Here is a 22,831-nt window from a genome sequence, read left to right as displayed (position 1 = left end):
TTGCCACCCGGGAGAGAGGGCAACATGAGCCACCGTTTATTGAAGACGACACGCCGGCCGTTGGCGGCCGCCCTGTTCGTTGCATTGATCGCACCAGGCGTCGCATTCGCCGATACCGCCAAAGAGAAGGCGCTGGAAGCACGCATCGCCGAGCTGGAGCGCCAGGTGCAGATGCTGGTCAATACCAGCCAGCAGCAACAGACCCAGATCAGCCAGGCCCAGACCGACGTCACCGCGGTGAAGACCGTGCAGGCCCAGCAGCCGTTGGCTGCGCAGGTGCCGGCCGGCAAGCAGCCGATCCAGGTCACCACCATCACGCCGGGCGCCGCGCCGGGTACCACGGTCAAGATCGGTGGCTTCATCAAGGCCGACTTCATGGCCACCCAGACCGGTGATGGCCAGCTGGCCGACGACGCCACCGGCCGCGCGCTGTACCTGCCGGGCCAGACCCCGGTGGCCGGTGCCGGCGGCAGCGGCAAGCGCTCGGACGTGGACTACAACGCCCACGCCAAGTTCTCGCGCTTCAACCTGGGCATCGACAACATCAGCGAAGGCGGCAACAAGGCCGGCGCGTTCTTCGAGATGGATTTCTTCGGTAACTCGCTGGGCAACCAGACCGCCACCAATACCTACGGCGTGACCCTGCGCCACGCGTACATGTACTGGAACAACTGGCTGGCCGGCCAGACCTGGTCCAACTTCATGGACGCCGCCTCGCTGCCCGAAGCAGCCGACTTCGTCGGGCCGACCGACGGCGTGCTGTTCGTGCGCCAGGCGCAGATCCGCTACACCCAGGGCGGCTTCAGCGTCGCGCTGGAAAACCCGGAAACCACCACGCTGACCGGCACCCGCAACCCGATCACCGGGGCGTGGACGAATGTGGCCGGCAACTCCGACCGCGGCGCGCTGCCCGACCTGACCCTGCGTTACGGCTGGAAAGGCGATTGGGGCACCTTCGGCGTGGGCGGCGTGGTGCGCCAGCTGCAGATCGACAACCAGGCCACCGGCGCCAAGGCCGACAAGATCGGCGGCGGCCTGACCCTGGGCGGCAAATGGGTGATGGGCGGCAGCGACACGCTGCATTACCAGATCAGTGGCGGCGAAGGCATTGCCCGTTACGTAGGCCTGGGCGTCACCGCCGATACCGCCTATGACATCGCCCGCGACGAGCTCAACCCGACCGGCGTGCTGGCCGGCTACGTGGGCTGGCGCCATGCGTTCACCCCGAAGCTGCGCACCAACCTGATCTACGCCCGCAGCGACTACGACAACGACGGCAGCCTGGGCCCGCTGGTCACCAAGAGCGTGCAGAGCATCCGCGGCAACATCTTCTACACGCCGATGCCCAAGGTCGATATCGGTGCCGAGTACATGTACGGCGTGCGCGAGATCGAGGACGGGCGCAAGGGTGACATCAACCGCCTGCAGTTCACCACGAAGTACAGCTTCTAAAAAATGTGTGCCGACCAACGGTCGGCACCTACACAACTAGAAACCACCCGACCAACACTGCGATTGCCGATCAACGGTCGGCACTACCGAGGGGATGCTTCCCATGTCAACAACACCCGCACCTGCCACGCTTACCCAGGGACACAAGAAGGTCATCTTCGCGTCCAGCCTGGGGACGGTCTTCGAGTGGTACGACTTCTTCCTGTACGGCTCGCTCGCGGCGATCATCGCCAAGCAGTTCTTCAGTGGCGTCAACGAAACCACGGGCATGATCTTCGCCCTGCTGGCCTTCGCCGCCGGCTTCTTCGTGCGTCCGTTCGGCGCGGCCTTCTTCGGCAGCCTGGGCGACCGTATCGGCCGCAAGTACACCTTCCTGGTCACGATCCTGATCATGGGCATCTCGACCTTCCTGGTCGGCGTGCTGCCCAACTATGCGTCGATCGGCTTTGCCGCGCCGGTGATCCTGATCATCCTGCGCCTGGCCCAGGGCCTGGCGATGGGCGGCGAGTACGGTGGCGCGGCCACCTACGTGGCCGAGCATGCACCGGCTGACAAGCGTGGCCTGTACACCAGCTTCATCCAGTGCACCGCGACGCTGGGCCTGTTCATGTCGCTGCTGATCATCCTGGCCTGCCGCTACTTCCTGGGCAACGAAGCCTTCGAAGCCTGGGGCTGGCGCATTCCGTTCCTGGTGTCCATCGTGCTGCTGGGCGTGTCGGTGTGGATCCGCCTGCAGCTGAGCGAGTCGCCGCTGTTCCAGCAGATGAAGGCCGAAGGCAAGGGCTCCAAGACCCCGTTCCGTGACAGCCTCAAGGGCGGCAACCTCAAGCTGATGCTGCTGGTGCTGCTCGGTGCCGCGGCCGGCCAGGCCGTGGTGTGGTACGGCGGCCAGTTCTACGCGCTGTTCTTCCTGAGCAGCATGCTCAAGGTCGATGCCACCACCTCCTACCTGCTGATCGCCGCCGCGCTGGCTCTGGGCGTGCCGTTCTTCATCTTCTTCGGCTGGCTGTCCGATCGTATCGGCCGCAAGAAGATCATCCTGGCCGGCTGCCTGCTGGCCGCCATCACCTACATCCCGATCTTCAAGGGCCTGACCCACTTCGCCAACCCGGCCATCGAAGAAGCCCGCACCAATTCGCCGGCGCTGGTAGTGGCCGATCCGAACACCTGCTCGTTCCAGTTCGATCCGGTTGGCATGCGCAAGTTCACCAGCTCCTGCGACGTGGCCACCGCCGCGCTGACCAAGGCAGGCGTGCCGTACGAAGTGAAGCCGGCCGGCGCCGGTTCGCTGGCGATCATCAATGTCGGCAGCGCGAGCGTCACCTCCTACGAGGCCGCCGGCCTGACCAAGGAAGAGGGCAAGGCCAAGGCCGATGCGTTCGGTGCCGAGCTGAAGACCGCCCTGACCACCGCCGGCTACCCGGCCAAGGCCGACAACGCTCGCGTCAACATTCCCGGCACGATCTTCATGCTGTGGCTGCTAGTGCTGTACGTGACCATGGTCTACGGCCCGATCGCCGCCTATCTGGTCGAGTTGTTCCCGACCCGCATCCGCTACACCTCGATGTCGCTGCCGTACCACATCGGCAACGGCTGGTTCGGTGGCTTCCTGCCGGCGATTTCCTTCGCGCTGGTGGCCGGTACCGGCAACCTCTACTACGGCCTGTGGTACCCGATCATCATCGCGTTGATGACGGTCGTGGTCGGTGGCCTGTTCCTGAAGGAAACCCGCGGGGTGGACATCACCAAGTAACGGTGCGCCACACGGCATGACCAAGGGGCCGCGATGCAGATCGCGGCCCTTTTCGTTCCCGTTCGCCGGGTAGAGCGAGCGGGGGTAGAGTCGACTGTCAGTCGACTGCCTCATGCGTCATGTCCAGGATGCCTGGCACGACAGGATGTTCGATTATCCATGCCGTAGCAGACGGCTGAGTTGGCTACAAGCAGGGCCGCCTTGAGTCTCACCATCCCGCGTCGGTGATGGAAATCAGGCTTGCCCGCGATTCAGCGATCTCAGCACATCAAATTTCCGATAGACTCGTTTCGGATTGAGATCGTACAGGTGCGTACGCGCTCGACCGACATGAAGGGGCGATTGGGCGTGAAGCTGATCTTTAGCTGCAGATGATCTGGCTTGAACGCAATGCTCTGGAAATGCACGTGCACTAAACTGCCAAAATCCACACCCGCGAAGTCATCGAGACGTGATTTGCCAACCGAGCAGATCCTCTTCTCACGAACGACCTCCCAATTTCCCCGGCTGATGATCTGGACGATGAGACAAGAGGAGTCGAACATCTCCAGATAGCGAACCAGAGAGCCTTGAACGTTGGCGCTGTCTGCCTTGAATACCGCTGCGGAGCTTGTGGAGCGTTGAGCGGTTTCAGCATTGGCAGAAAAGGCCAGGAAGCCAGCCAGGAATGCAGGAATTTTCCGAACCATCTCGATGTCCATGGAAAACGGACGCACACCTTGATGGACGTGACGCTGCACCGCCATGAAAGAAGTACGAATCTGCGCCCGTCCTGGCGCGATTGGCCAGGTGCCTGAGCAGATTTTCAGGTTGCATCCGACAATCCACGACGTGCGCGGCTCAATCCAGGTTGCGCATCCACGCGCCAAGTAGCATGACGGAACCATCGAATCGGAATGGCTCATGTACGGCTTACTTTTTGCTGCAGCGTCCGTCGTGGCGATGGCATCACCGGCACCGCCCGCAGCAGCCGATAAGGTGACTGGCGTGCGAGAAGGCATGGAGTACACACAGGTACGCAGGATGCTTCTTGACGCAGGGTGGGTGCCGCTGGACGCAGAATACCTGCGCCCGTGGCCAGCTTATCCGGACTATCCAGAGGTCAATTGTGGCTCCGGCTGGCAGGCTACCTGTTCCGCATACTATTTTCGCGGTGACTACTACTTCGGGGTGGGACTGAACCCCCTGGAGTCACGACGCGATCTGCCCGTGGAGTGGACGTCGAGGTCGCGTGATCCGGACGGGTTGGCACGCGACCGCCGGGTTGTGAAAGCAGTCATCAGCTCGACGCGCCAGGGCAATGTGCAGATCGAGGAAAGATCATCCGTGATCAAGGTGGCGTGCGGAACGAAGAAGGTCTGGCTGTCCTGGAACAATGCAGCACCAAACGCAACCTTGGTGACCTGCGATTACGGCGGCACGGCGCATGACAATTGGGGCTGGCTGGTTGAGACGGGATTGGAGGACGAGGAGGCGCAGGTACGCCGTTTTTCTCTGGGCAAGGTGTCCAGCGTCGCCGAGTTCAAGCGGATTGGCGCACAGGTTCCGGATACCTTCACCTCGCATCCCTGGTGCTCAGGCGCCAAGCCGAAGACGCCGTTGAATGCGGTATTTGCAACGTTGGTGAAGGCGCCCAGCCAGAATGAAGATGCGCCGTACTGCTTCACGCCCCACTTCTTCGCAGGCAACACAGCGACTCCATTGCGGAGGATGCCGGCGGCGGACGAAGTATCGCCGGATGTTCCGTGGGAAGAGGAACGCCTGATCGCGAGGGAGGTCGAGATCCTGCGTGATTGGCGGCTGGAGTTTGAGGCTGAGTAAGGCTACGCGGCCCTTTGATCCGCTCGCCAAGCACGTGAAGGCTGGCATGGGAATCGCGCGTGGCTCACCTCTACAATCGGCCCATGACCACCACCACCGCAGCCGAACTCCCGACCGTCCTGCAGACCCTGCGTAGTGCCTGGCAGACCCGGCGCCCGTCGCTGGACCAGCGCGAGGAAGATCTGCGCCGCCTGCGCGCGGCGCTGAAAGAGAGGATGGACGACATGGCGCAGGCCATCTCCGCCGACTTCGGCCACCGCTCCACCCACGAATCCATGATCGCCGACGGCATGACCGTGCTCGGCGAAATCGACCACCTGCTCAAGCACCTGCGCCGCTGGGCACGGCCGCGCCGGGTCGGCGTGGGCTGGCGGTTCTGGCCGGCGCGCGCGCAGACCCGCGCGGTGCCGCTGGGCGTGGTCGCGGTGATCTCGCCGTGGAATTACCCGGTCAACCTGGCCCTGATTCCGCTGGCCACCGCGATTGCCGCGGGCAACCACGTCATTCTCAAGCCCTCCGAACATACGCCGCGCACCAGCGCGTTCCTGCAGGCACTGCTGGCCGAGGTGTTCCCGGCCGACCGCGTGGCGGTGGTGCAGGGCGACGGTGCGCTGGCCAGTGCCCTGGCCGGCTCGCCGCTGGACCACCTGGTGTTCACCGGCTCCACCGCCATTGGCCGCAAGGTGATGGCCGCCGCCGCCGAACACCTCACCCCGCTGACCCTGGAACTGGGCGGCAAATCGCCGGCCATCGTGTGCAGCGATTACCCGCTGGAGAAGGCGGCCGCGCGCCTGGCCACCGGCAAGTGGTTCAACGCCGGCCAGACCTGCATCGCCCCGGACTACGTGCTCATCGATGGCGCGCGCCAGCGCGAACTGGTGCAGCAGCTGCAGACCCAGGTGCGCGCGCGCTACGGTGATTTCAGCGATGCCACCGACTACACCCGCATCATCCACGAGGGCCAGTACCAGCGCCTGCGCGGCTACCTGGACCAGGCGCGTGCGCGCGGCGTGCCGGTAATCGAGCTGGCCACGGTGGATCCCGAACGTGCCGCACGCGAACGCCTGATCGTGCCGACCATCGTGCTCGACCCGCCGGCCGACCTGGACCTGATGCAGGAGGAAATCTTCGGCCCGATCCTGCCGGTCTGCGCGTATCCCAGCCTGGACGCCGCCCTGGCCGAGGTGCAGGGCCGCGACCGGCCGCTGGCGCTGTACGTCTTCAGCCAGCAGCGTGACACGGTTGAACGCGTGCTCGGGCAGGTGGTGGCCGGCGGTATCACCGTCAACGACACCCTGCTGCACTTCGCCATCAACGACCTGCCGTTCGGCGGCGTCGGCCCCAGCGGTATGGGCGCCTACCACGGCCGCGCCGGCTTCGACGGGCTCAGCAAGCAGCTGCCGATCCTGTGGCAGTCGCGCTGGGCCGCCAGCGACCTGCTCAAACCGCCGTATTCGAAGATCGCCGGGATGCTCAAGGCGCTGGTGCGCTGACCCGCAGCCGATAGCACGGCCGCGTAGCGCATGGGGTCAGCGCGAGGAGCGGCCGTCGTGGAACCACGCGTAGGCGGCCGCCTCCAGATCGCCTTCTTCGGCGATCACCGAACCGTCTTCGTCCAGCACGGTGTAGTGACGCTGGTCGCCGCCCAGCGCGGCGCTGCCGTCCAGCCCGAGCAGCAGGGTGTACATGGCATCGGTGGCGAACACATCGAGCACCTCCCGCAACTGCTGTGCCTGCGTGGGTGACAGCGCCATCGCGGCGATCCGTGCTGCCGATTCCGTGCCCGGGGCCCAGGCGGCGGCCAGCAGCTGTTCTTTCTCGGCGTACCACTTGGCTACGAAGGCGTCTGCGTCCATGGGGTTTCCGTGCGATCAGGGGCCACAGCGTAGCGTGCGCAACGGCGATGCAGCTGTCCGCGATGCCCGGGTTGCACGGGGTTGCCGGCCAGTGGCCGGCACTACCGCGCCCACCGAGCAGCGGCCGGCATTGCCTGCGCCCACCGACCACCGGTCGGTGGCTACCCGGTAGAATGGCGCGCATGAAAATCGCCTCCTGGAACGTCAATTCGCTCAACGTGCGCCTGCCGCACCTGGAACAATGGCTCACGGCGTTCGCGCCGGACGTGGTCGGTATCCAGGAAACCAAGATGGAGGACCACAAGTTCCCCGACGCGGTGCTGGCCGGGCTGGGCTACCGCAGCGTGTTTGCCGGGCAGAAGACCTACAACGGCGTCGCGCTGCTGTCGCGCGAACCGGCGCAGGACGTGCAGATCGGCATTCCCGGGTTCGAGGATGAGCAGAAGCGCGCCATCGCCGGTACCGTCAATGGCGTGCGCATCATCAACCTGTACGTGGTCAACGGCCAAGACGTGGGCACCGACAAGTACGCCTATAAGCTGCGCTGGCTGGAAGCAGTGCACGCCTGGGTCGAGTCCGAGCTGGCCCGCTACCCCGAGCTGGTGGTGATGGGCGATTTCAACATCGCCCCGGACGCGCGGGATGTGAACGACCCGCTGGTCTGGAACGAGAACCACATCCTGACCTCCACCGCCGAGCGCGGCGCCCTCAACAAGCTGCTGAAGCTGGGCCTGCACGATGCCTTCCGCCTGCACAGCGAGGAAGAAGGCGTGTTCAGCTGGTGGGACTACCGCGCGGCCGGTTTCCGCCGCAATCTGGGCCTGCGCATCGACCTGACCCTGGTTTCGGACGCACTCAAGGCGCGCGCGATCGCCTCGGGCATCGACCGCGAGCCGCGCACCTGGGACCGCCCCAGCGACCACGCCCCGGCGTGGGTGCACCTGGGGTAATGCCAGCCGCCGGCTGGCCTGCAAGGTGAGGCACCCCATACAACAAGGCCCGGCAGTGCCGGGCCTTGTTGCACAATCGGCGTTCCAGCCGCCGCGTACCGACCAACGGTCGGGCGTTACCGGACGCTTCGACGCGTAAACAGATTCACGATCGCCAGCAGGATCACCGCGCCGATCAACGAGAACAGGAACGTACGGATCGTGATCGCTTCGTTGATGCCACCGCCGAACAGCCAACCGGCCAGCAAGGCGCCGATGATGCCAACCACGATGTTGAGGATGATGCCTTGTTGCGCGTCGCGCTTCATGATGATGCTGGCAAGCCAGCCCACGATGCCGCCGACGATCAGCCAGATGATGATGCCCATAGCGTTGACTCCCGGTTTGCGTGAACGACCGGGCCAGTTGACGGCAGCCCCCGTGAAATCACCGTGCAGCCGTCCTCACCGGGTGTGGGCATGACCCTGCCGGCCACCCCCGGCGGTCCGTGGCAGTTCGGCCCGGTCACGGTCTGGTGCCTGCCGCACGTCAACGGCACCCGGGGCGAGCCGCAGGCGCGGGTGCTGCTGGCCGATCAGCTGGGCGGCACGCCGGACACCCTGCCGCTGCAGCGCGACGCCCGCGGCCGCCCCGAACTGCACGGCCCGCTGGCGCACATCGGCACCGGCTGGAGCCACAGCCATGGCCTGCTGCTGGTAGCGATGGCCGAACGCGTCCGGCTGGGCGTGGACCTGGAGCCGCTGCGCCCGCGCCCGCGCATGGTGGAAATCATCGAGCGCTTCTTCCACCCGGCCGAGGTTGCCTGGCTGCTGGGGCTGGATGAGGCCACCCGCAATCCGTGGTTCTTCCGGGTCTGGTGCGCCAAGGAAGCCATCCTCAAGGCGCAGGGGCAGGGCATTTCCTTTGGTCTGCACCGCCTGCAGCTGGCCCCGGACGCCGAAGGCCGCCTGCAGCTGGCCTGGTGCGACCCGGAGCTGGGCAACGCGGCGCGCTGGCACCTGCACGAATGGCAGGCGGCGGCGGATTTCCGCGCGGCGCTGGCGTGGCATGTGATGTGAGAGGGGCAGCCCGGCCGACGGGTGGGGTTACGGGCCGAGCAGCCGGCCAACGGTCGGCTCTACCGGGGTGCGATAATGGCGGCATGAAAGAACACACTCTCCCCGCTGGCGTGGCCGATGCGCTTGAGCGCGGCCTGGCCGCCATGCAGCTGGACGCCGCGCTGGCGCCGCCGCTGCTGACCTACCTGACCCTGCTCGACCGCTGGAACCGCACCTACAACCTCACCGCCATCCGCGACCCGCTGGAGATGGTCACCCGCCACCTGCTCGACTCGCTGGCCATGCAGCCCTACCTGGAGGCCGGCACCCTGGCCGACCTGGGCACCGGCCCCGGCCTGCCCGGCATCCCGCTGGCCATCGCCCGCCCGCAGCTGCAGGTGACCCTGGTCGAAAGCAACGGCAAGAAGGCGCGCTTCATGCGCGAAGCCGTGCGCCAGCTGGGCCTGACCAATGCCCGCGTGGCCGAATCGCGGGCCGAAGCGCTTGCCGAACCCGGCGCCTACGACCACCTGACCGCCCGCGCCATGGACACCCTGGCCGGCATCATCGCCGTCGGCGGTCATCTGCTGCGCCCGGGCGGCCGTCTGCTGGCCATGAAAGGCGTGCACCCGCATGACGAAATTGCCCAGCTGCCGGCCGGCTGGACGGTTGAACAGGTGCTGCCGCTGCACGTGCCCGGCCTGACCGGTGAGCGCCATCTGGTGGTGGTGGCCGGTCCCTGACCGGTCCCCGGCGCGCGCCGGCCTGCGGCTGCGCGCGTGCCCTCATATCGGCGGCAACGCCCGCCACAGCTGCCGCTGCGGTGTCCACCGGGCGCATGCCAGGCGCCCCATCGAGGTCGCGGGCGCCTGTCGGCGCGCATCTCACAGTGCATGACACGCCCCATATACGCATAATGACCAGTCCCACTCCCTGCCGATGAGGCTCACACGCATGGCCCGCATCATCGCCATCGCCAACCAGAAAGGTGGCGTCGGCAAGACCACGACCGCCGTCAATCTGGCCGCCTCCCTGGCTGCTGCACCCAAGCGCGTGCTCCTGGTCGACCTGGATTCCCAAGGCAATGCGACCATGGGCAGCGGCGTGGACAAGCGTGAAGTCGCCGCGTCCACCTGCGACCTGCTGCTGGGCGAAGCCACCGCTGCCGAAGTCCGGGTCACCACCCCGGAAGGGTTCGACCTGCTCCCGGGCAACATCGACCTGACCGCCGCCGAGATCCAGCTGATGGACCAGGGCGAGCGCGAGCAGCGCCTCAAGCGCGCCCTGGCTCCGGTCCGTGACGAGTACGACTTCATCCTGATCGACTGCCCGCCGGCGCTGTCGCTGCTGACCCTGAACGCCCTGGCCGCCGCCGATTCGGTGATCGTGCCGATGCAGTGCGAGTACTACGCGCTGGAAGGGCTGAGCGCGCTGGTGGAAACCATCGAAGCGCTGCGCGCCAACCTCAATCCCAGCCTGGAGATCGAGGGCGTGCTGCGCACCATGTTCGACGTGCGCAACAACCTGGCCAACGCGGTGTCGGCCGAGCTCACCGAACACTTCGGCGACCGCGTGTTCCGCACCATCGTGCCGCGCAACGTGCGCCTGGCCGAAGCACCCAGCCACGGGCAGAGCATCGTCGGTTACGACCGCGCCTCGCGGGGCGGCGTTGCCTACCTCGGCCTGGCCGGCGAGATCATCCGCCGCCACCAACAACGCAACACGGCCGATAAAGCCCTGGAGACCGCCTGATGAGCACCAAGCCCGCCCTCGGCAAGAAACGCGGCCTCGGCCGCGGCCTCGATGCGCTGCTGGGGCCCAAGGGTGCGGTGACCCAGGTACAGGCGGCCGCGGTGATCGAGCCCATGCCGGGTGAAGTGCTGCGCAAGCTGCCGGTAGGCCAGCTGCAGCCGGGCAAGTACCAGCCGCGCCGCGACATGGACGAAACCAAGCTCGCCGAGCTGGCCGAATCCATCAAGGCGCAGGGCGTGATCCAGCCGATCCTGGTCCGCCAGCTCGGCCCGGACAGTTTCGAAATCGTCGCCGGCGAACGTCGCTGGCGCGCCTCGCAGCTGGCCGGCCTGGACGAAGTGCCGGTGGTGGTGCGCGAGCTGGAAGACCGCACCGTCATCGCGATGGCGCTGATCGAGAACATCCAGCGCGAAGACCTCAACCCGCTGGAAGAAGCCGAAGCGCTGCAGCGCCTGATCAGCGAGTTCGCGCTCACCCACGCCGAGGCGGCCCAGGCGGTGGGCCGTTCGCGCGCGGCGGTGTCCAATCTGCTGCGCCTGCTTGAGCTGCCGATCGCGATCCGCCTGCTGCTGGAAACCCGCCGGCTGGAAATGGGCCATGCGCGTGCGCTGCTCACCCTCGCCCCGGAACTGGCCAGCAAGCTGGCCCAGGAAGCGGCCGACCAGGGCTGGTCGGTGCGCGAAGTGGAACACCGTGCGCAGCAGTTCGCGGCCGGCAAGGTGCCCGGTTCGCTGCGCAAGAAGCCGGCGGCCAGCGCGCCGCAGGCCGACATCGCCTCGCTGGAAACCGAACTGTCCGAATCGCTGGGCGCCCGCGTGGCGATCAACCACGGGCGTGGCGGCAAGGGCAAGCTGATCATCCATTACACCGACCTGGACACGCTGGATGGCGTGCTCGAACGACTGCGCGCACAGAAGGGCTGAGTCCCCCGCCGGCGCAAGAGGATCATCCCCCCGCAATGAACCCTGCCAAGGTCGACCGCAACCATCTGTTGCGTCTGACCGACCTGCCGAATGTCGGGCCGGCCTGTGAGAAAGATCTGCGTCTGATCGGTATCCGTGTGCCCGCGCACCTGCGCGGCCGAGATGCCTACGACATGTATGCGCAGCTCTGCATGCGCACCGGGGTGATGCATGACCCGTGCGTGATCGATGTGTTCCTGTCGATCGTGCGCTTCCTGCAGGGCGAGGCACCCCGCCCGTGGTGGGATTTCAGCAAGGAACGCAAGGCCACGCTGGCCAAGGATGCGCCGCTCACGTTGTGGTGACGCAGTCCCGGCAGCCGGTGGCGGCCCACAAGGAGGGATGGATGAGCGATACCTACGACGATGTCAGCCCGGGCGGCAGTCCCCTGTTGACCCACACCCGGCCCCGCGACTTCGCACCGGCGGCGGGTGAGGCGTGCATCGAGCAGATCAGCGCCCATATCGAACGGCACCTTGGCCCGGTCTCGAGCGTGTTCCACGAGATCGTGTCCGACGCGGTGCACATCGACGTGCACGTGGTGCCGGCCACCGAGGCGTTCCCGCATCTGCGGCTGGTCACATCGGGCATGAGTGACCTGCCGATGACCCTGTCCGACGACGTCGACGCGCCGCGGTACATGGAGCTGATGGTGACCCTGCCGGCCGACTGGCCGCTGCAGCAGGCCGACCTTGAGGACGAGCGCCACTACTGGCCGATCCGCCTGCTCAAGATGATGGCGCGGCTGCCGCACAAGTTCGACACCTGGCTGGGCTTCGGCCACACCATTCCCAACTTCGATCCGCCCACCCCCTATGCGCCGGGCGTCGGCTTCGACGGCGTGATCGTGCTGCCTCCGGTCAATGCCCCGGAAGACTTTGGCCAGCTGGTGGTCGACGATGAAAAGACCATCGTGTTCATGTCCCTGGTGCCGCTGTACCCGGAAGAAATGGCGCTGAAGCTGAAGAAGGGCAGTGACGCGCTGCTCGACCGTTTCGATGCCAAGGGCGTCAGCGACATCATCGAGCCGGGCCGGGTCAACGTCGCCAGGAAACGCTTCGGCCTGTTCTGAGTGACATACCGCACCGCTATGCTGTTCCCCGTATTTCCAGGACTACTGCGATGACCATTCTCGTCACCGGCGCTGCCGGCTTCATTGGGGCCAACACGGTCCGCGCGCTGCTCGATGCCGGTGAAACGGTGGTCGGGCTGGACAACTACAACGATTACTACGATCCGCAGATCAAGCGCGACCGTGTGGCCGCACTGTGCCCGGACGCCGATATCCGCGTGCTCGACCTGACCGACCGCGACGGCCTGGCCGCGCTGTTCGACGAGGTCGCCCCGACCCGGGTGATCCACCTGGCCGCGCAGGCGGGCGTGCGTTACTCGATCGAGAACCCGCACGCCTACGTGGACAGCAACCTGGTCGGCTTCGTCAACATGCTCGAGCTGTGCCGCCACCGTGGCGTGGCGCACCTGGTGTATGCGTCCAGCAGTTCGGTGTACGGCGATTCGGCCACCCCGCCGTTCTCCGAAGACCAGCGCATCGACAAGCCGCGCTCGCTGTACGCGGCCACCAAGGCCGCCAACGAGCTGATGGCCTACACCTACGCGCAGCTGTACAGCCTGCGCGCCACCGGCCTGCGCTTCTTTACCGTGTACGGCCCCTGGGGCCGGCCGGACATGGCACCGCTGCTGTTCTCGCGCGCGGTGCTGGCCGGGCGCCCGATCGACGTGTTCAACGACGGAAAAATGCAGCGCGACTTCACACATGTTTCCGACATCGTGGCCGGTATCCTCGGCGCGCTGGCGCATCCGTCCAGCGAGGATGTTCCGCACCGTGTCTTCAACCTGGGCAACCACACGCCGATCGAACTCGAGCACTTCATCGGGGTCATCGAAGCGGCGGCCGGACGCCCGGCGCACAAGGTGTACAAGCCGATGCAGCCCGGCGACATGGTGCGCACCATGGCCGATACCACGCGCGCCCGTGACGCATTCGGCTATGAGCCGACCACGCCGATCGAGCAGGGCCTGCCCCCGGTGGTGGCCTGGTGCCGCGATTATTTCGGTAATCACGCCTGACACACATCTGCGGATTCATCTTCGGATAACCTCGGGTGCGGAAAATGCGCGCTCGTTTTCGATCCTGGCCCTCCGCAGAGCCCGACCATGAGCCAACCCCAGCTGTCGGTTGTTGTTCCCGTCTTCAATGAACGCGACAACGTGACCCCCCTGATCGAGGAGATCACCGCCGCGCTGCGTGGGCAGGTGGTGTTCGAGATCGTCTACGTCGACGACCATTCGCGCGATGACACCCTGGCGGTGCTGCAGGGGCTCAAGGCCGTCCACCCGGAGCTACGGGTGCTGCACCATGTCAGCCAGAGCGGGCAGAGCACGGCGGTGCGCACCGGCGTCAAGCAGGCGCGCGCGCCCTGGATCGCCACGCTGGACGGCGATGGCCAGAACGACCCGGCCGATATTCCCAAGCTGCTGGCCGCGCGCGCCGCGGCTGCGCCGCAGGTGAAGCTGTTCGCCGGCTGGCGGGTGCACCGCCAGGACTCGGGCAGCAAGCGCTGGGCCAGCAAGTGGGCCAATGCCATCCGCGCGCGCATGCTGCGCGACGACACCCCCGACACCGGCTGCGGCATCAAGCTGTTCGAGCGCGAGGCGTTCCTGGACCTGCCGTACTTCGACCACATGCACCGCTACCTGCCGGCGCTGATGCAGCGCGCCGGCTGGAAAACCCTCAGCGTGCCGGTCAACCACCGTCACCGCACCGCCGGGGTGTCCAAGTACACCAACCTGGGCCGCGCGCTGGTCGGCATCCGCGACCTGCGCGGGGTGGCCTGGCTGATCACGCGCAGCAAGCGCACCGCCGTGGAAGAACGCTGATGGAGCTGCACTGGCTCGACCAACCGTTGACCTGGCTGTACTGGACCGGCCTGCACGTGACCGGCTGGAAGCTGATCGGCTACACCGGCGCGCTGATGTTCGGCGGCCGCTGGCTGGTCCAGTTCGTGGCCTCCCGGCGTGCGGGCAAGCCGGTGATCCCGCGGCTGTTCTGGTACATGAGCGTGGTCGGCAGCCTGATGACGCTGAGCTACTTCCTGTTCTCGGCCAAGCAGGACTCGGTGGGTGTACTGCAGAACCTGTTCCCGGCGTTCACCGCGCTGTACAGCCTGAAGCTGGATATCGCCCACCGTGGGTGGAAGCGGGACAAGGCACCACATTGAGGATGGGCCCACCGACCAACGGTCGGTGGCTACCGGTCCGTCCGTATCCGCGATTCCCGGTCGGTGGCTACCGCGCGCCCCGGTCCTGCCCCGCGAAGCGGGCAGGACCTTTGATCCATGCGCGGGGCCTTCGCCGGGTGCCATGATCGGGGTTTGCCGTCCACCGGGAACCGCTGATCGTGAAATCGCCCCTCGTCACCGCGCTGCTGCTCGCCCTGGCCCTTCCTGCCGGCGCCGTTCTGGCCGCCCCGCCCGCTGCACCGGCGGCCGCACCGGCCAGCCTGGCGGCGGAAAGCCCCGCCGATGCGCAGTTCCGCAGCATCTACGAAACCGAATGGAAGTGGCGCCAGGACGGCGGTGGTGAAGCCAGCGAGGACGGCGACGGCCCGGCCAACGCCACCCGCATGCCCGACGTGGGCGCGGCGGCCCAGCAGGCCCGGCTGAAGGTCTGGGACGAGGTGCTGGCCAAGCTCGGCAGGATCGACCCGAAGGCGCTCTCGGCCGACAACCAGATCAACTTCGCCATCTACCGCGACCAGGTCTTCAACCTGGCCGCCGAGGTGCGCCTGCGCGGCTATGAAATGCCGTTCAACGCCGACTCCTCGTTCTGGTCCAACCTGTCCTTCATGGCGCGCCGCGAGATGAAGACCGCCAAGGACTACCGCAACTACATCGCCCGCCTCAACGACGTGCCGCGCTACTTCGACCAGCAGACCGACAACATGCGGGCCGGGCTCAAGCGCGGCTTCAGCGTGCCGCGCGCGGTGCTGGACGGGCGCGAAGTGTCCATCGCCACCGTGTCCGAACTGAAGGACCCGACCGCCTCGCCGCTGTACGCGCCCTTCAAGAAGCTGCCCGCCAGCATCCCCGCGGCCGAGCAGGCGCAGCTGCAGGAACAGGCGCGGCAGGCCATCGGTGGCAGCGTGGTGCCGGCGTTCGCCAAGCTGCGTACCTTCTTCGTCAGCGAGTACGTGCCGCAGGCGCGCACCACCCTGGCCGCCGAAGCGATGCCCGACGGCAAGGCGTACTACAAGCAGCAGATCCACGAATACACCACGCTGGACCTCACCCCGCAGCAGATCCACGAGATCGGCCTGAAGGAAGTGGCGCGCATCCAGACGGAAATGAACGGCATCATCAAGCAGGTGGAATTCAAGGGCAGCTTCGCGCAGTTCCTGACCTTCCTGCGCACCGATCCGCAGTTCTACGCCAAGACCCCCGACGAACTGCTGCACCGCGCCGCGTGGATCTCCAAGCGCGTGGACGGGGTGATCGGCAAGTACATGACCCTGCCGCGCGCACGCTTCACCATCGTGCCGGTGCCGCCGGACATCGCCCCGTTCTGGACCGCCGGTCGCGGCGGCATGGGCACCTACTGGCTCAACACCTACAACCTGCCGGCCCGCCCGCTGTACAACCTGCCGGCCCTGACCCTGCACGAATCCGACCCCGGCCATGCGCTGCAGGGTGCACTGGCGGCCGAGCAGGGCGAGCAGCCCGAGTTCCGCCGCAACGCCTACATCTCCGCCTATGGCGAAGGCTGGGGCCTGTACTGCGAAAAGCTCGGCGTGGAAATGGGCATCTACGAGACCCCCTACGAGGACTTCGGCCGCCTGACCTACGAAATGTGGCGTGCCGCGCGCCTGGTGATCGACACCGGCGTGCACCACAAGGGCTGGACCCGCGAGCAGGCTATCGCCTACCTCCGCGACCACACCGCGCTGAGCGAGCATGAAGTGACCACCGAAGTGGACCGCTACATCTCCTGGCCGGGCCAGGCGCTGAGCTACAAGCTGGGCGAGATCGCCATCGTGCGCCTGCGCGCGCAGGCCGAGCAGGAGCTGGGTGACCGGTTCGACGTGAAGTCCTTCCACGATGCCGTGCTCAAGCAGGGCTCGGTGCCGCTGCCGGTACTGGAGCAGCAGATCCAGGCCTATATCGCCCAGCGCAAGGCCGCCAGCTGACCCTTACGGGATCGGCCGTCACGCGGCCGATCTCGTCAACGTGAACCATCGCGCCGCGCTGCGATTGTGTAACGGGCAAGCCGCCCGCTACCCTGCCGGCATGTTCCGCCACGCCCGCCCCCGTCCGTCCCTGCTGCTGCGCCTGCTGATGCTGGTGGCGGTGGGCCTGGGCGTGTTCGGCACGGCCACGGCGTCGGCACTGGCCGACATCCATATCAGCCTGCACAGCGACGCGGCCCCGGCCGACACCGCGCTGCCGGGCGATGCCGAACCCGATCCGGCCGACGGCGACCTGCTGCACGCGCTGGTGCATTGCGGCCACTGCCACGGCCACGGCGGCGTGCTGCCGATGGCGTCACTGCCGTGGATCCTGCCCGCCGCGCCGGCGCACAGCGTGCCGGCCGGGTTGGTCGCGCAGTTGCGCACCCAGCCGCCCGAAAGCCTGCTGCGCCCCCCGATAGCGTCCTGATGTCACGCGGCCCCGCGCCGCCGTTGTCCATCTGAACCGTTATCTGGAGATTCCCCCATGTGGATGCGCCTGGCAGCCTTGGCTGTCCTCGCGTTCGTGCCGTGCGTGTATGCGCAGGGCACGAAAACGCCTGACCCGTTGACCCTCGACGACGCCATCGCGCGCGTCGCCCAGTACCACCCCGACCTTCGCCTGGCCGAGGCGCAACGCCCGATCTGGGAAGCGCGCCGTGACGCGGCCGGGCTGCGCCCGCCACTGACCGTGGGTGTGGACCTTGAGAACGTGCTGGGTAGCGGCGATGCCAGCGGCCTGCGCAGCGCCGAGCTGACCGTCACCCTGGCCGGCATGCTCGAACGCGGCGGCAAGCTGGACGCCCGCCGTGCCGTGGCCCAGGCCAACCTGGACAGCCTGGCTCCCCAGCGCGAAACCGCCCGGCTGGACCTGATGGCCGAGGTGGCACGCCGCTATCTCGCTGTCACCGACGCCCGCCAGCGGCTGGCCATCGCCCGCACCGACATCGAGCAGCGCAAGCGCGCGGTGGCGGCCGCGCGCCTGCGGCTGCAGGCCGGCGCGTCGCCCGAATCGGTGCTGCTGACCGCCCAGGCAATGCTGGCCCAGGCCGAGCTGGACCGCGACCGCGCCACCCAGGCCGACCAGTCCGCGCGCGCCGCGTTGTCGGCGATGTGGCGGCAGCGCGAGCCCGGCTTCGACGTCGTCACCGGCGACCCGATGCAGCTGCCGGCGCTGCAGGACTTCGCCGTGCTGGCCGACACACTGCAGCGCACCCCCGAGCTGGCCATGCTGGCCGGCGAGCGCCGCATCCGCGAGGCGCAGGTGCAGCTGGCCCGCACTGCCGCGCGGCCGGATGTCAGCTGGCAGGTGGGCGTTCGCAACAACCGTGAGAGCCGTGACAGCGCCTTCGTGGCCGGCTTCAGCGTGCCGCTGGGCAGCGTGGCCCGCGCCGCGCCGGAGATCCGCGCCGCCGAAGCCGAACTGGCGCTCAACGCGGTGGAACGGGATGCGCGCGCGCTGCAGCTTTACGCCACCCTGGCCGAAGCCCATGGCCGCTACCTGACCTCGCGGCTGGAGGTCACGCGCATGGCGCGCGACGTGCTGCCGCAGCTCACGCGTGCCGAGAACGCCGCCGAGAAGGCCTGGCGCGCCGGTGCCATCAGCTACATGGAGTGGGCGCAGCTGCAGGCCATGCGCATCGAGGCCCGCCAGCGCCAGCTGGACGCGGCCATCGCCGCGCAGACCGCACTGATCGAAATCCAGCGTCTCACCGGGCAGAGCATGCTCGCCGCCGGCGACACCCCCGCCACTGCCGCCGTGTCCACGGAGGACCGCCGATGACCACTTTCTTCCCCCGCACCGCGCTCACCGCCGGCCTGCTGCTCACCCTGCTGGCCCTGGCCGGCTGCGCGAAGGAGGCCGGCACCCCGGCCGCGGCCGATCCGGGCCACGGCGAGGCCGGGCACAGCGACGAGGCGGCGCACGACGAGGACGCGCATGACGAAAGCGCGCCGGAAACCACCACCATCACCGCTGCGATGGCCGAACAGGCCGGCATCCGCGTCGCCCCGGTCGCAGCGGGCACCATCGCCGACGAGCACGACGTGCAGGGCCTGCTGACCCCCGTCGATGGCCGCGTGGCGCAGGTGATGGCGCGCTTCCCCGGGCCGATCCGCTCGCTGCGCGCCAACGTCGGCGACCGCGTCGCGGCTGGCCAGGTGCTGGCCAGCATTGAAAGCAATCTCAGCCTCACCACCTACACCGTCAGCGCGCCGATCAGTGGCGTGGTGCTGGCGCGCCAGGCCCAGGTAGGCGGCGTGGCGGGCGAGGGCACGCCGTTGTTCGAGATCGGCGACCTGTCCACGTTGTGGGTGGACCTGCATATCTTCGGCAACGACACCCAGCACATCACCGCCGGCGTACCGGTCACGGTGGCGCGCATGACCGATGGGGTCAGCCAGACCACCACGCTCGAACGCGTGCTGCCCGGCACCGCCACTGCCAGCCAGAGCACCGTGGCCCGCGCCACGCTGCGCAATGACGATGGCCTGTGGCGGCCCGGTGCGGCGGTGAAGGCACGTATCGTGGTGGCCACCCAACCGGCCGCGCAGGTGGTGCCGCTGAGTGCGCTGCAGAGCATGGACGGCAAGGACGTGGTGTTCGTGCGCACCGGCGACACCTACACCGCGCGCCCGGTGCGCCTGGGCGCGCGCGATGCGGGCAAGGTCGAAGTGCTGGACGGGGTAACGCCCGGCGAACAGGTCGTGGTCGAGCAGAGCTACGTGGTGAAGGCCGACATCGGCAAGGCGGGGGCGTCGCATGAGCATTGAACGCGCCGGTGTGCTGGAACGCATCATCGGTGCGTCCATCGCCCACCGCTGGCTGATGATGAGCCTGACCCTGGTGCTGGTGGCGGTTGGCATCTGGAGCTTCACCAAGCTGCCCATCGACGCCACCCCGGACATCACCAACGTCCAGGTGCAGATCAACACCGCGGCCCCCGGCTACTCGCCGCTGGAAACCGAACAACGCATCACCTACCCGGTGGAAACGGTGATGGCCGGCCTGCCGCGCATGGAACAGGCACGCTCGCTGTCGCGCTACGGGTTGTCGCAGGTCACGGTGGTGTTTGAAGACGGCACCGACATCTACTTCGCCCGCCAGCAGGTGGCCGAACGCCTGCAGCAGGTGAAGTCGCAGATCCCCGAGGGGCTGGACCCGCAGCTGGGCCCGATCTCCACCGGCCTCGGTGAGATCTTCATGTACACCATCGACGCCGATCCGAAGGCGCGCAAACCCGATGGCAGCGCGTACACCGCCACCGACCTGCGCACCCTGCAGGACTGGGTGATCCGCCCGCAGCTGCGCAACGTGCCGGGGGTGACCGAGGTCAACACCATCGGCGGCTTCCAGCGCCAGGTGCACATCACCCCGGACCCGGCACGCCTGCGCGCGCTGGGCTTCACCCTGGAGGACGTGGCGCAGGCGGTGGAAGCCAACAACCAGAACGTGGGCGCCGGCTACATCGAGCGCAACGGCCAGCAGTTCCTGGTGCGCATTCCGGGCCAGGTGGCCAACCTGGAGGAGATCGGCAACATCGTGCTGGCCCGGCGCGAAGGCGTGCCGATCCACGTGCACGACGTGGCGCAGGTGCAGGACGGCCCGGAGCTGCGCAGTGGCGCGGCCACCCAGAACGGCCACGAAGTGGTGATGGGCACGGTGGTGATGCTGATCGGCGCCAACAGCCGCGACGTGGCCCAGGCCGCCGCCGCACGGCTGCAGCAGGCGCAGGCCAGCCTGCCCGAAGGCGTCACCGTGACCGCCAGCTACGACCGCACCGCGCTGGTGGACCGCACCATCGACACCGTGGCCAAGAACCTGATTGAAGGTGCGCTGCTGGTGATCGTGGTGCTGTTCGCGCTGCTCGGCAATTTCCGCGCGGCGCTGATCACCGCCGCGGTGATTCCGCTGGCGATGCTGTTCACCCTGACCGGCATGGCACGCGGTGGGGTGTCGGCCAACCTGATGAGCCTGGGCGCGCTCGATTTCGGCCTGATCGTCGACGGTGCGGTGATCATCATCGAGAACTGCCTGCGCCGTTTCGGCGAACGCCAGCACACACTCGGCCGCGACATGACCGCCGCCGAACGCTTCGCCGAAACCGCCAGCGCCACCGCCGAGGTGATCCGCCCCAGCCTGTTCGGGCTGGGCATCATCACTGCGGTGTACCTGCCGATCTTCGCGCTGTCTGGTGTGGAAGGAAAAATGTTCCATCCGATGGCGATCACCGTGGTGCTGGCGCTGACCGGTGCGATGCTGCTGGCGCTGACCTTCGTGCCGGCGGCCATCGCGTTGTTCCTAGGCGGCCGCGTGCAGGAAAAGGAAAACCGGCTGATGGCGTGGGTGCGCCGGCGCTATGAGCCGCTGTTGGCCTTCTCGCTGCGGCGCGGGCGCTGGATGGTGGGCGGCGCGCTGGTGCTGGTGGTGGGCTGCGGCCTGCTGGCCACGCGCCTGGGCAGCGAATTCGTGCCCAACCTGGACGAGGGCGACGTGGCCATGCATGCCATGCGCATCCCCGGCACCAGCCTGACCCAGTCGATCCAGATGCAGCTGCAGATCGAAAAACGGCTGGTGCAGTTCGCCGAGGTCGACAAGGTGTTCTCCAAGATCGGTACGCCGGAAGTGGCGTCCGACCCGATGCCGCCGTCGGTGGCCGACACCTTCATCATGATGAAACCGCGCAAGGACTGGCCGGACCCGCGCAAGTCACGGGCGGCGTTGCTGGGTGAGCTGGAAGCGGCGGTGGAACAGTTGCCGGGCAACAACTACGAGTTCACCCAGCCGATCCAGATGCGCACCAACGAGCTGATTTCCGGCGTGCGGGCGGACGTGGCGGTGATGCTGTTCGGTGATGACCTGGACACGCTGCTGAGCGTGGGCAAGCGCATCGCCAGCGTGGCGGGCACCGTGCAGGGTGCGGCCGACGTGCGCGTGGAGGAAACCAGCGGGTTGCCGTTGCTGACCATCACCCCCAACCGCACCGCGCTGGCCGGTTACGGGCTCAATCCCGGCCAGGTGCAGTCCACCGTGGCTACCGCGGTGGGCGGGCAGGTGGCCGGGCAGCTGTTCGAAGGCGACCGCCGCTTCGACATCGTGGTGCGCCTGCCCGAAGCGCTGCGCCAGGACCCGGCCGCACTGGCCGACCTGCCGGTGTCGCTGGCCCCGGCACTGGCCGGCGATGATGCCGACGAGTCCAGCCGCGCTGGCAGCTGGACCAGCGGCAGCGCCCGCACCGTGCCGCTGCGCGAGCTGGCCACGCTGGGCAACAGCGAGGGGCCGAACCAGATCAACCGCGAAAACGGCAAGCGCCGCATCGTGGTCACCGCCAACGTGCGTGACCGCGACCTCGGCAGTTTCGTAACCGACCTGCAGCAGGCCATCGGGCGCGACGTGCAGGTGCCCAACGGGTACTGGATCGAGTACGGCGGCAGCTTCGAACAGCTGATTTCGGCCAGCCAGCGCCTGTCCATCGTGGTGCCGGTGACGCTGGCGATCATCTTCGCGCTGCTGTTCTGGGCATTCGGGTCGGTCAAGGACGCGGCGATCGTGTTCAGCGGCGTGCCGCTGGCGTTGACCGGCGGCGTGCTGGCGCTGGCCGCGCGCGGCATTCCGCTGTCGATCTCGGCCGGTGTCGGCTTCATCGCGTTGTCCGGCGTGGCCGTGCTCAACGGGCTGGTGATGATCAGCTTCGTGCGCAGCCTGCGCGAGGGCGGTTTGCCGCTGGCCGATGCCGTGCGCGACGGCGCATTGGGGCGGCTGCGCCCGGTGCTGATGACCGCACTGGTGGCCTCGTTGGGCTTCGTGCCGATGGCCTTCAACGTGGGCGCCGGTTCGGAAGTGCAACGCCCGCTGGCCACGGTGGTGATCGGCGGCATCGTGTCGTCCACGCTGCTGACGTTGCTGGTGCTGCCGGTGTTGTATCGGTGGTTGCACCGCAAAGACGATGCGACACCGCTCCCCCGGTAGCACCCGATCGTTGGTCGGGTGATGCACCCTGCGGCAGG

Annotated in this window: 22 protein-coding genes; 19 read left to right on the top strand and 3 right to left on the bottom strand. The window is 67.5% G+C overall.

Annotated elements, in window-relative coordinates; translation table 11 throughout:
* The first annotated feature begins 24 nt into the window (after positions 1–24).
* Both AC6CHL_RS12260 and AC6CHL_RS12255 read left to right on the top strand, forming a co-directional pair.
* On the top strand, positions 25–1,452 hold the full coding sequence (locus AC6CHL_RS12260; RefSeq protein ID WP_498294555.1) for a DcaP family trimeric outer membrane transporter: 1,428 nt from the start codon (positions 25–27) through the stop codon (positions 1,450–1,452).
* A gap of 103 nt (positions 1,453–1,555) precedes the next feature.
* Positions 1,556–3,205: an MFS transporter gene (locus AC6CHL_RS12255; protein WP_038685446.1), complete on the top strand. Its 1,650-nt coding sequence runs from the start codon at positions 1,556–1,558 to the stop codon at positions 3,203–3,205.
* A gap of 260 nt (positions 3,206–3,465) precedes the next feature.
* Here the strand turns inward: AC6CHL_RS12255 and AC6CHL_RS12250 are convergent, their stop codons facing one another.
* On the bottom strand, positions 3,466–4,110 hold the full coding sequence (locus tag AC6CHL_RS12250; protein ID WP_498294553.1) for a hypothetical protein: 645 nt from the start codon (positions 4,108–4,110) through the stop codon (positions 3,466–3,468).
* Between AC6CHL_RS12250 and AC6CHL_RS12245 the strand changes: the two genes are divergently transcribed.
* Together AC6CHL_RS12245 and AC6CHL_RS12240 are read left to right on the top strand one after the other, a co-directional pair.
* Positions 4,109–5,026 (top strand): hypothetical protein, encoded by a 918-nt coding sequence (locus tag AC6CHL_RS12245; RefSeq protein ID WP_137190818.1) that lies wholly within the window; start codon positions 4,109–4,111, stop codon positions 5,024–5,026. The two genes, AC6CHL_RS12250 and AC6CHL_RS12245, sit on opposite strands and share 2 nt — an antisense overlap.
* Before the next feature lie 83 nt (positions 5,027–5,109).
* A complete protein-coding gene (locus tag AC6CHL_RS12240) occupies positions 5,110–6,519 on the top strand; it encodes a coniferyl aldehyde dehydrogenase (protein WP_498294551.1) in 1,410 nt (469 codons plus the stop codon).
* Positions 6,520–6,555: 36 nt separating this feature from the next.
* On the opposite strand, the gene AC6CHL_RS12235 is transcribed toward AC6CHL_RS12240, so the two are convergent.
* Positions 6,556–6,882 carry a hypothetical protein gene (locus AC6CHL_RS12235; RefSeq protein WP_498294549.1) on the bottom strand — a complete coding sequence of 109 codons (327 nt, stop codon included), beginning with the start codon at positions 6,880–6,882 and terminating at the stop codon, positions 6,556–6,558.
* 182 nt (positions 6,883–7,064) lie between these two features.
* Here AC6CHL_RS12235 and xth point away from each other — a divergent pair, with 182 nt between their 5' ends.
* Positions 7,065–7,832 (top strand): exodeoxyribonuclease III, encoded by a 768-nt coding sequence (xth, locus tag AC6CHL_RS12230; protein ID WP_448134756.1) that lies wholly within the window; start codon positions 7,065–7,067, stop codon positions 7,830–7,832.
* Positions 7,833–7,948: 116 nt separating this feature from the next.
* Here xth and AC6CHL_RS12225 read toward each other — a convergent pair whose 3' ends face one another.
* Positions 7,949–8,200, bottom strand: a complete 252-nt coding sequence (locus AC6CHL_RS12225; RefSeq protein ID WP_038685456.1) for a GlsB/YeaQ/YmgE family stress response membrane protein — start codon at positions 8,198–8,200, stop codon at positions 7,949–7,951.
* A gap of 90 nt (positions 8,201–8,290) precedes the next feature.
* Here AC6CHL_RS12225 and AC6CHL_RS12220 point away from each other — a divergent pair, with 90 nt between their 5' ends.
* The 14 genes from AC6CHL_RS12220 (at position 8,291) to AC6CHL_RS12155 (ending at position 22,793) form a co-directional block, all read left to right on the top strand.
* Positions 8,291–8,890: a 4'-phosphopantetheinyl transferase family protein gene (locus AC6CHL_RS12220; protein ID WP_498294547.1), complete on the top strand. Its 600-nt coding sequence runs from the start codon at positions 8,291–8,293 to the stop codon at positions 8,888–8,890.
* Positions 8,891–8,973: 83 nt separating this feature from the next.
* Positions 8,974–9,612 carry a 16S rRNA (guanine(527)-N(7))-methyltransferase RsmG gene (gene rsmG, locus AC6CHL_RS12215; protein WP_038685460.1) on the top strand — a complete coding sequence of 213 codons (639 nt, stop codon included), beginning with the start codon at positions 8,974–8,976 and terminating at the stop codon, positions 9,610–9,612.
* Positions 9,613–9,823: 211 nt separating this feature from the next.
* Positions 9,824–10,621 carry a ParA family protein gene (locus AC6CHL_RS12210; RefSeq protein WP_038685462.1) on the top strand — a complete coding sequence of 266 codons (798 nt, stop codon included), beginning with the start codon at positions 9,824–9,826 and terminating at the stop codon, positions 10,619–10,621.
* Positions 10,621–11,544 (top strand): ParB/RepB/Spo0J family partition protein, encoded by a 924-nt coding sequence (locus AC6CHL_RS12205; RefSeq protein WP_038685464.1) that lies wholly within the window; start codon positions 10,621–10,623, stop codon positions 11,542–11,544. The genes AC6CHL_RS12210 and AC6CHL_RS12205 overlap by 1 nt, the downstream gene beginning before the upstream one ends.
* A 35-nt stretch (positions 11,545–11,579) precedes the next feature.
* Entirely contained in the window at positions 11,580–11,888 is a 309-nt protein-coding gene (locus AC6CHL_RS12200) for a helix-hairpin-helix domain-containing protein (protein WP_137190815.1), read from the top strand.
* A gap of 41 nt (positions 11,889–11,929) precedes the next feature.
* Entirely contained in the window at positions 11,930–12,655 is a 726-nt protein-coding gene (locus tag AC6CHL_RS12195; RefSeq protein WP_498294545.1) for a suppressor of fused domain protein, read from the top strand.
* A 50-nt stretch (positions 12,656–12,705) separates the two neighbouring features.
* The gene (locus AC6CHL_RS12190; RefSeq protein WP_498294543.1) at positions 12,706–13,671 is read left to right on the top strand and encodes an NAD-dependent epimerase/dehydratase family protein; all 966 of its coding nucleotides are present in this window, start codon (positions 12,706–12,708) and stop codon (positions 13,669–13,671) included.
* Positions 13,672–13,758: 87 nt separating this feature from the next.
* Positions 13,759–14,481, top strand: coding sequence for a glycosyltransferase family 2 protein (locus AC6CHL_RS12185; RefSeq protein WP_038685472.1), 723 nt, complete (start codon positions 13,759–13,761; stop codon positions 14,479–14,481).
* Positions 14,481–14,822 carry a lipid-A-disaccharide synthase N-terminal domain-containing protein gene (locus AC6CHL_RS12180; protein ID WP_038685475.1) on the top strand — a complete coding sequence of 114 codons (342 nt, stop codon included), beginning with the start codon at positions 14,481–14,483 and terminating at the stop codon, positions 14,820–14,822. The genes AC6CHL_RS12185 and AC6CHL_RS12180 overlap by 1 nt, the downstream gene beginning before the upstream one ends.
* A gap of 179 nt (positions 14,823–15,001) precedes the next feature.
* On the top strand, positions 15,002–16,786 hold the full coding sequence (locus AC6CHL_RS12175; protein WP_038685477.1) for a DUF885 domain-containing protein: 1,785 nt from the start codon (positions 15,002–15,004) through the stop codon (positions 16,784–16,786).
* Between the two features lie 100 nt (positions 16,787–16,886).
* The gene (locus AC6CHL_RS12170) at positions 16,887–17,255 is read left to right on the top strand and encodes a DUF2946 family protein (protein WP_051598684.1); all 369 of its coding nucleotides are present in this window, start codon (positions 16,887–16,889) and stop codon (positions 17,253–17,255) included.
* Between the two features lie 57 nt (positions 17,256–17,312).
* Entirely contained in the window at positions 17,313–18,608 is a 1,296-nt protein-coding gene (locus AC6CHL_RS12165) for a TolC family protein (RefSeq protein ID WP_038685479.1), read from the top strand.
* Positions 18,605–19,597 carry an efflux RND transporter periplasmic adaptor subunit gene (locus AC6CHL_RS12160; protein WP_498294541.1) on the top strand — a complete coding sequence of 331 codons (993 nt, stop codon included), beginning with the start codon at positions 18,605–18,607 and terminating at the stop codon, positions 19,595–19,597. The genes AC6CHL_RS12165 and AC6CHL_RS12160 overlap by 4 nt, the downstream gene beginning before the upstream one ends.
* Entirely contained in the window at positions 19,587–22,793 is a 3,207-nt protein-coding gene (locus AC6CHL_RS12155; RefSeq protein ID WP_498294539.1) for an efflux RND transporter permease subunit, read from the top strand. Before AC6CHL_RS12160 ends, AC6CHL_RS12155 begins: the two co-directional genes overlap by 11 nt.
* Positions 22,794–22,831: the final 38 nt, after the last annotated feature.

The organism is Stenotrophomonas sp. GQ19, assembly GCF_059758695.1.
This window is presented reverse-complemented; position numbering and strand designations above follow the sequence as displayed.

Coding starts and splice junctions, on each gene's coding strand:
- AC6CHL_RS12260 (WP_498294555.1), top strand. CDS start 25: ATGAGCCACCGTTTATTGAAGACGACACGCCGGCCGTTGGCGGCCGCC.
- AC6CHL_RS12255 (WP_038685446.1), top strand. CDS start 1,556: ATGTCAACAACACCCGCACCTGCCACGCTTACCCAGGGACACAAGAAG.
- AC6CHL_RS12245 (WP_137190818.1), top strand. CDS start 4,109: ATGTACGGCTTACTTTTTGCTGCAGCGTCCGTCGTGGCGATGGCATCA.
- AC6CHL_RS12250 (WP_498294553.1), bottom strand. CDS start 4,110: ATGAGCCATTCCGATTCGATGGTTCCGTCATGCTACTTGGCGCGTGGA.
- AC6CHL_RS12240 (WP_498294551.1), top strand. CDS start 5,110: ATGACCACCACCACCGCAGCCGAACTCCCGACCGTCCTGCAGACCCTG.
- AC6CHL_RS12235 (WP_498294549.1), bottom strand. CDS start 6,882: ATGGACGCAGACGCCTTCGTAGCCAAGTGGTACGCCGAGAAAGAACAG.
- xth (WP_448134756.1), top strand. CDS start 7,065: ATGAAAATCGCCTCCTGGAACGTCAATTCGCTCAACGTGCGCCTGCCG.
- AC6CHL_RS12225 (WP_038685456.1), bottom strand. CDS start 8,200: ATGGGCATCATCATCTGGCTGATCGTCGGCGGCATCGTGGGCTGGCTT.
- AC6CHL_RS12220 (WP_498294547.1), top strand. CDS start 8,291: ATGACCCTGCCGGCCACCCCCGGCGGTCCGTGGCAGTTCGGCCCGGTC.
- rsmG (WP_038685460.1), top strand. CDS start 8,974: ATGAAAGAACACACTCTCCCCGCTGGCGTGGCCGATGCGCTTGAGCGC.
- AC6CHL_RS12210 (WP_038685462.1), top strand. CDS start 9,824: ATGGCCCGCATCATCGCCATCGCCAACCAGAAAGGTGGCGTCGGCAAG.
- AC6CHL_RS12205 (WP_038685464.1), top strand. CDS start 10,621: ATGAGCACCAAGCCCGCCCTCGGCAAGAAACGCGGCCTCGGCCGCGGC.
- AC6CHL_RS12200 (WP_137190815.1), top strand. CDS start 11,580: ATGAACCCTGCCAAGGTCGACCGCAACCATCTGTTGCGTCTGACCGAC.
- AC6CHL_RS12195 (WP_498294545.1), top strand. CDS start 11,930: ATGAGCGATACCTACGACGATGTCAGCCCGGGCGGCAGTCCCCTGTTG.
- AC6CHL_RS12190 (WP_498294543.1), top strand. CDS start 12,706: ATGACCATTCTCGTCACCGGCGCTGCCGGCTTCATTGGGGCCAACACG.
- AC6CHL_RS12185 (WP_038685472.1), top strand. CDS start 13,759: ATGAGCCAACCCCAGCTGTCGGTTGTTGTTCCCGTCTTCAATGAACGC.
- AC6CHL_RS12180 (WP_038685475.1), top strand. CDS start 14,481: ATGGAGCTGCACTGGCTCGACCAACCGTTGACCTGGCTGTACTGGACC.
- AC6CHL_RS12170 (WP_051598684.1), top strand. CDS start 16,887: ATGTTCCGCCACGCCCGCCCCCGTCCGTCCCTGCTGCTGCGCCTGCTG.
- AC6CHL_RS12165 (WP_038685479.1), top strand. CDS start 17,313: ATGTGGATGCGCCTGGCAGCCTTGGCTGTCCTCGCGTTCGTGCCGTGC.
- AC6CHL_RS12160 (WP_498294541.1), top strand. CDS start 18,605: ATGACCACTTTCTTCCCCCGCACCGCGCTCACCGCCGGCCTGCTGCTC.
- AC6CHL_RS12155 (WP_498294539.1), top strand. CDS start 19,587: ATGAGCATTGAACGCGCCGGTGTGCTGGAACGCATCATCGGTGCGTCC.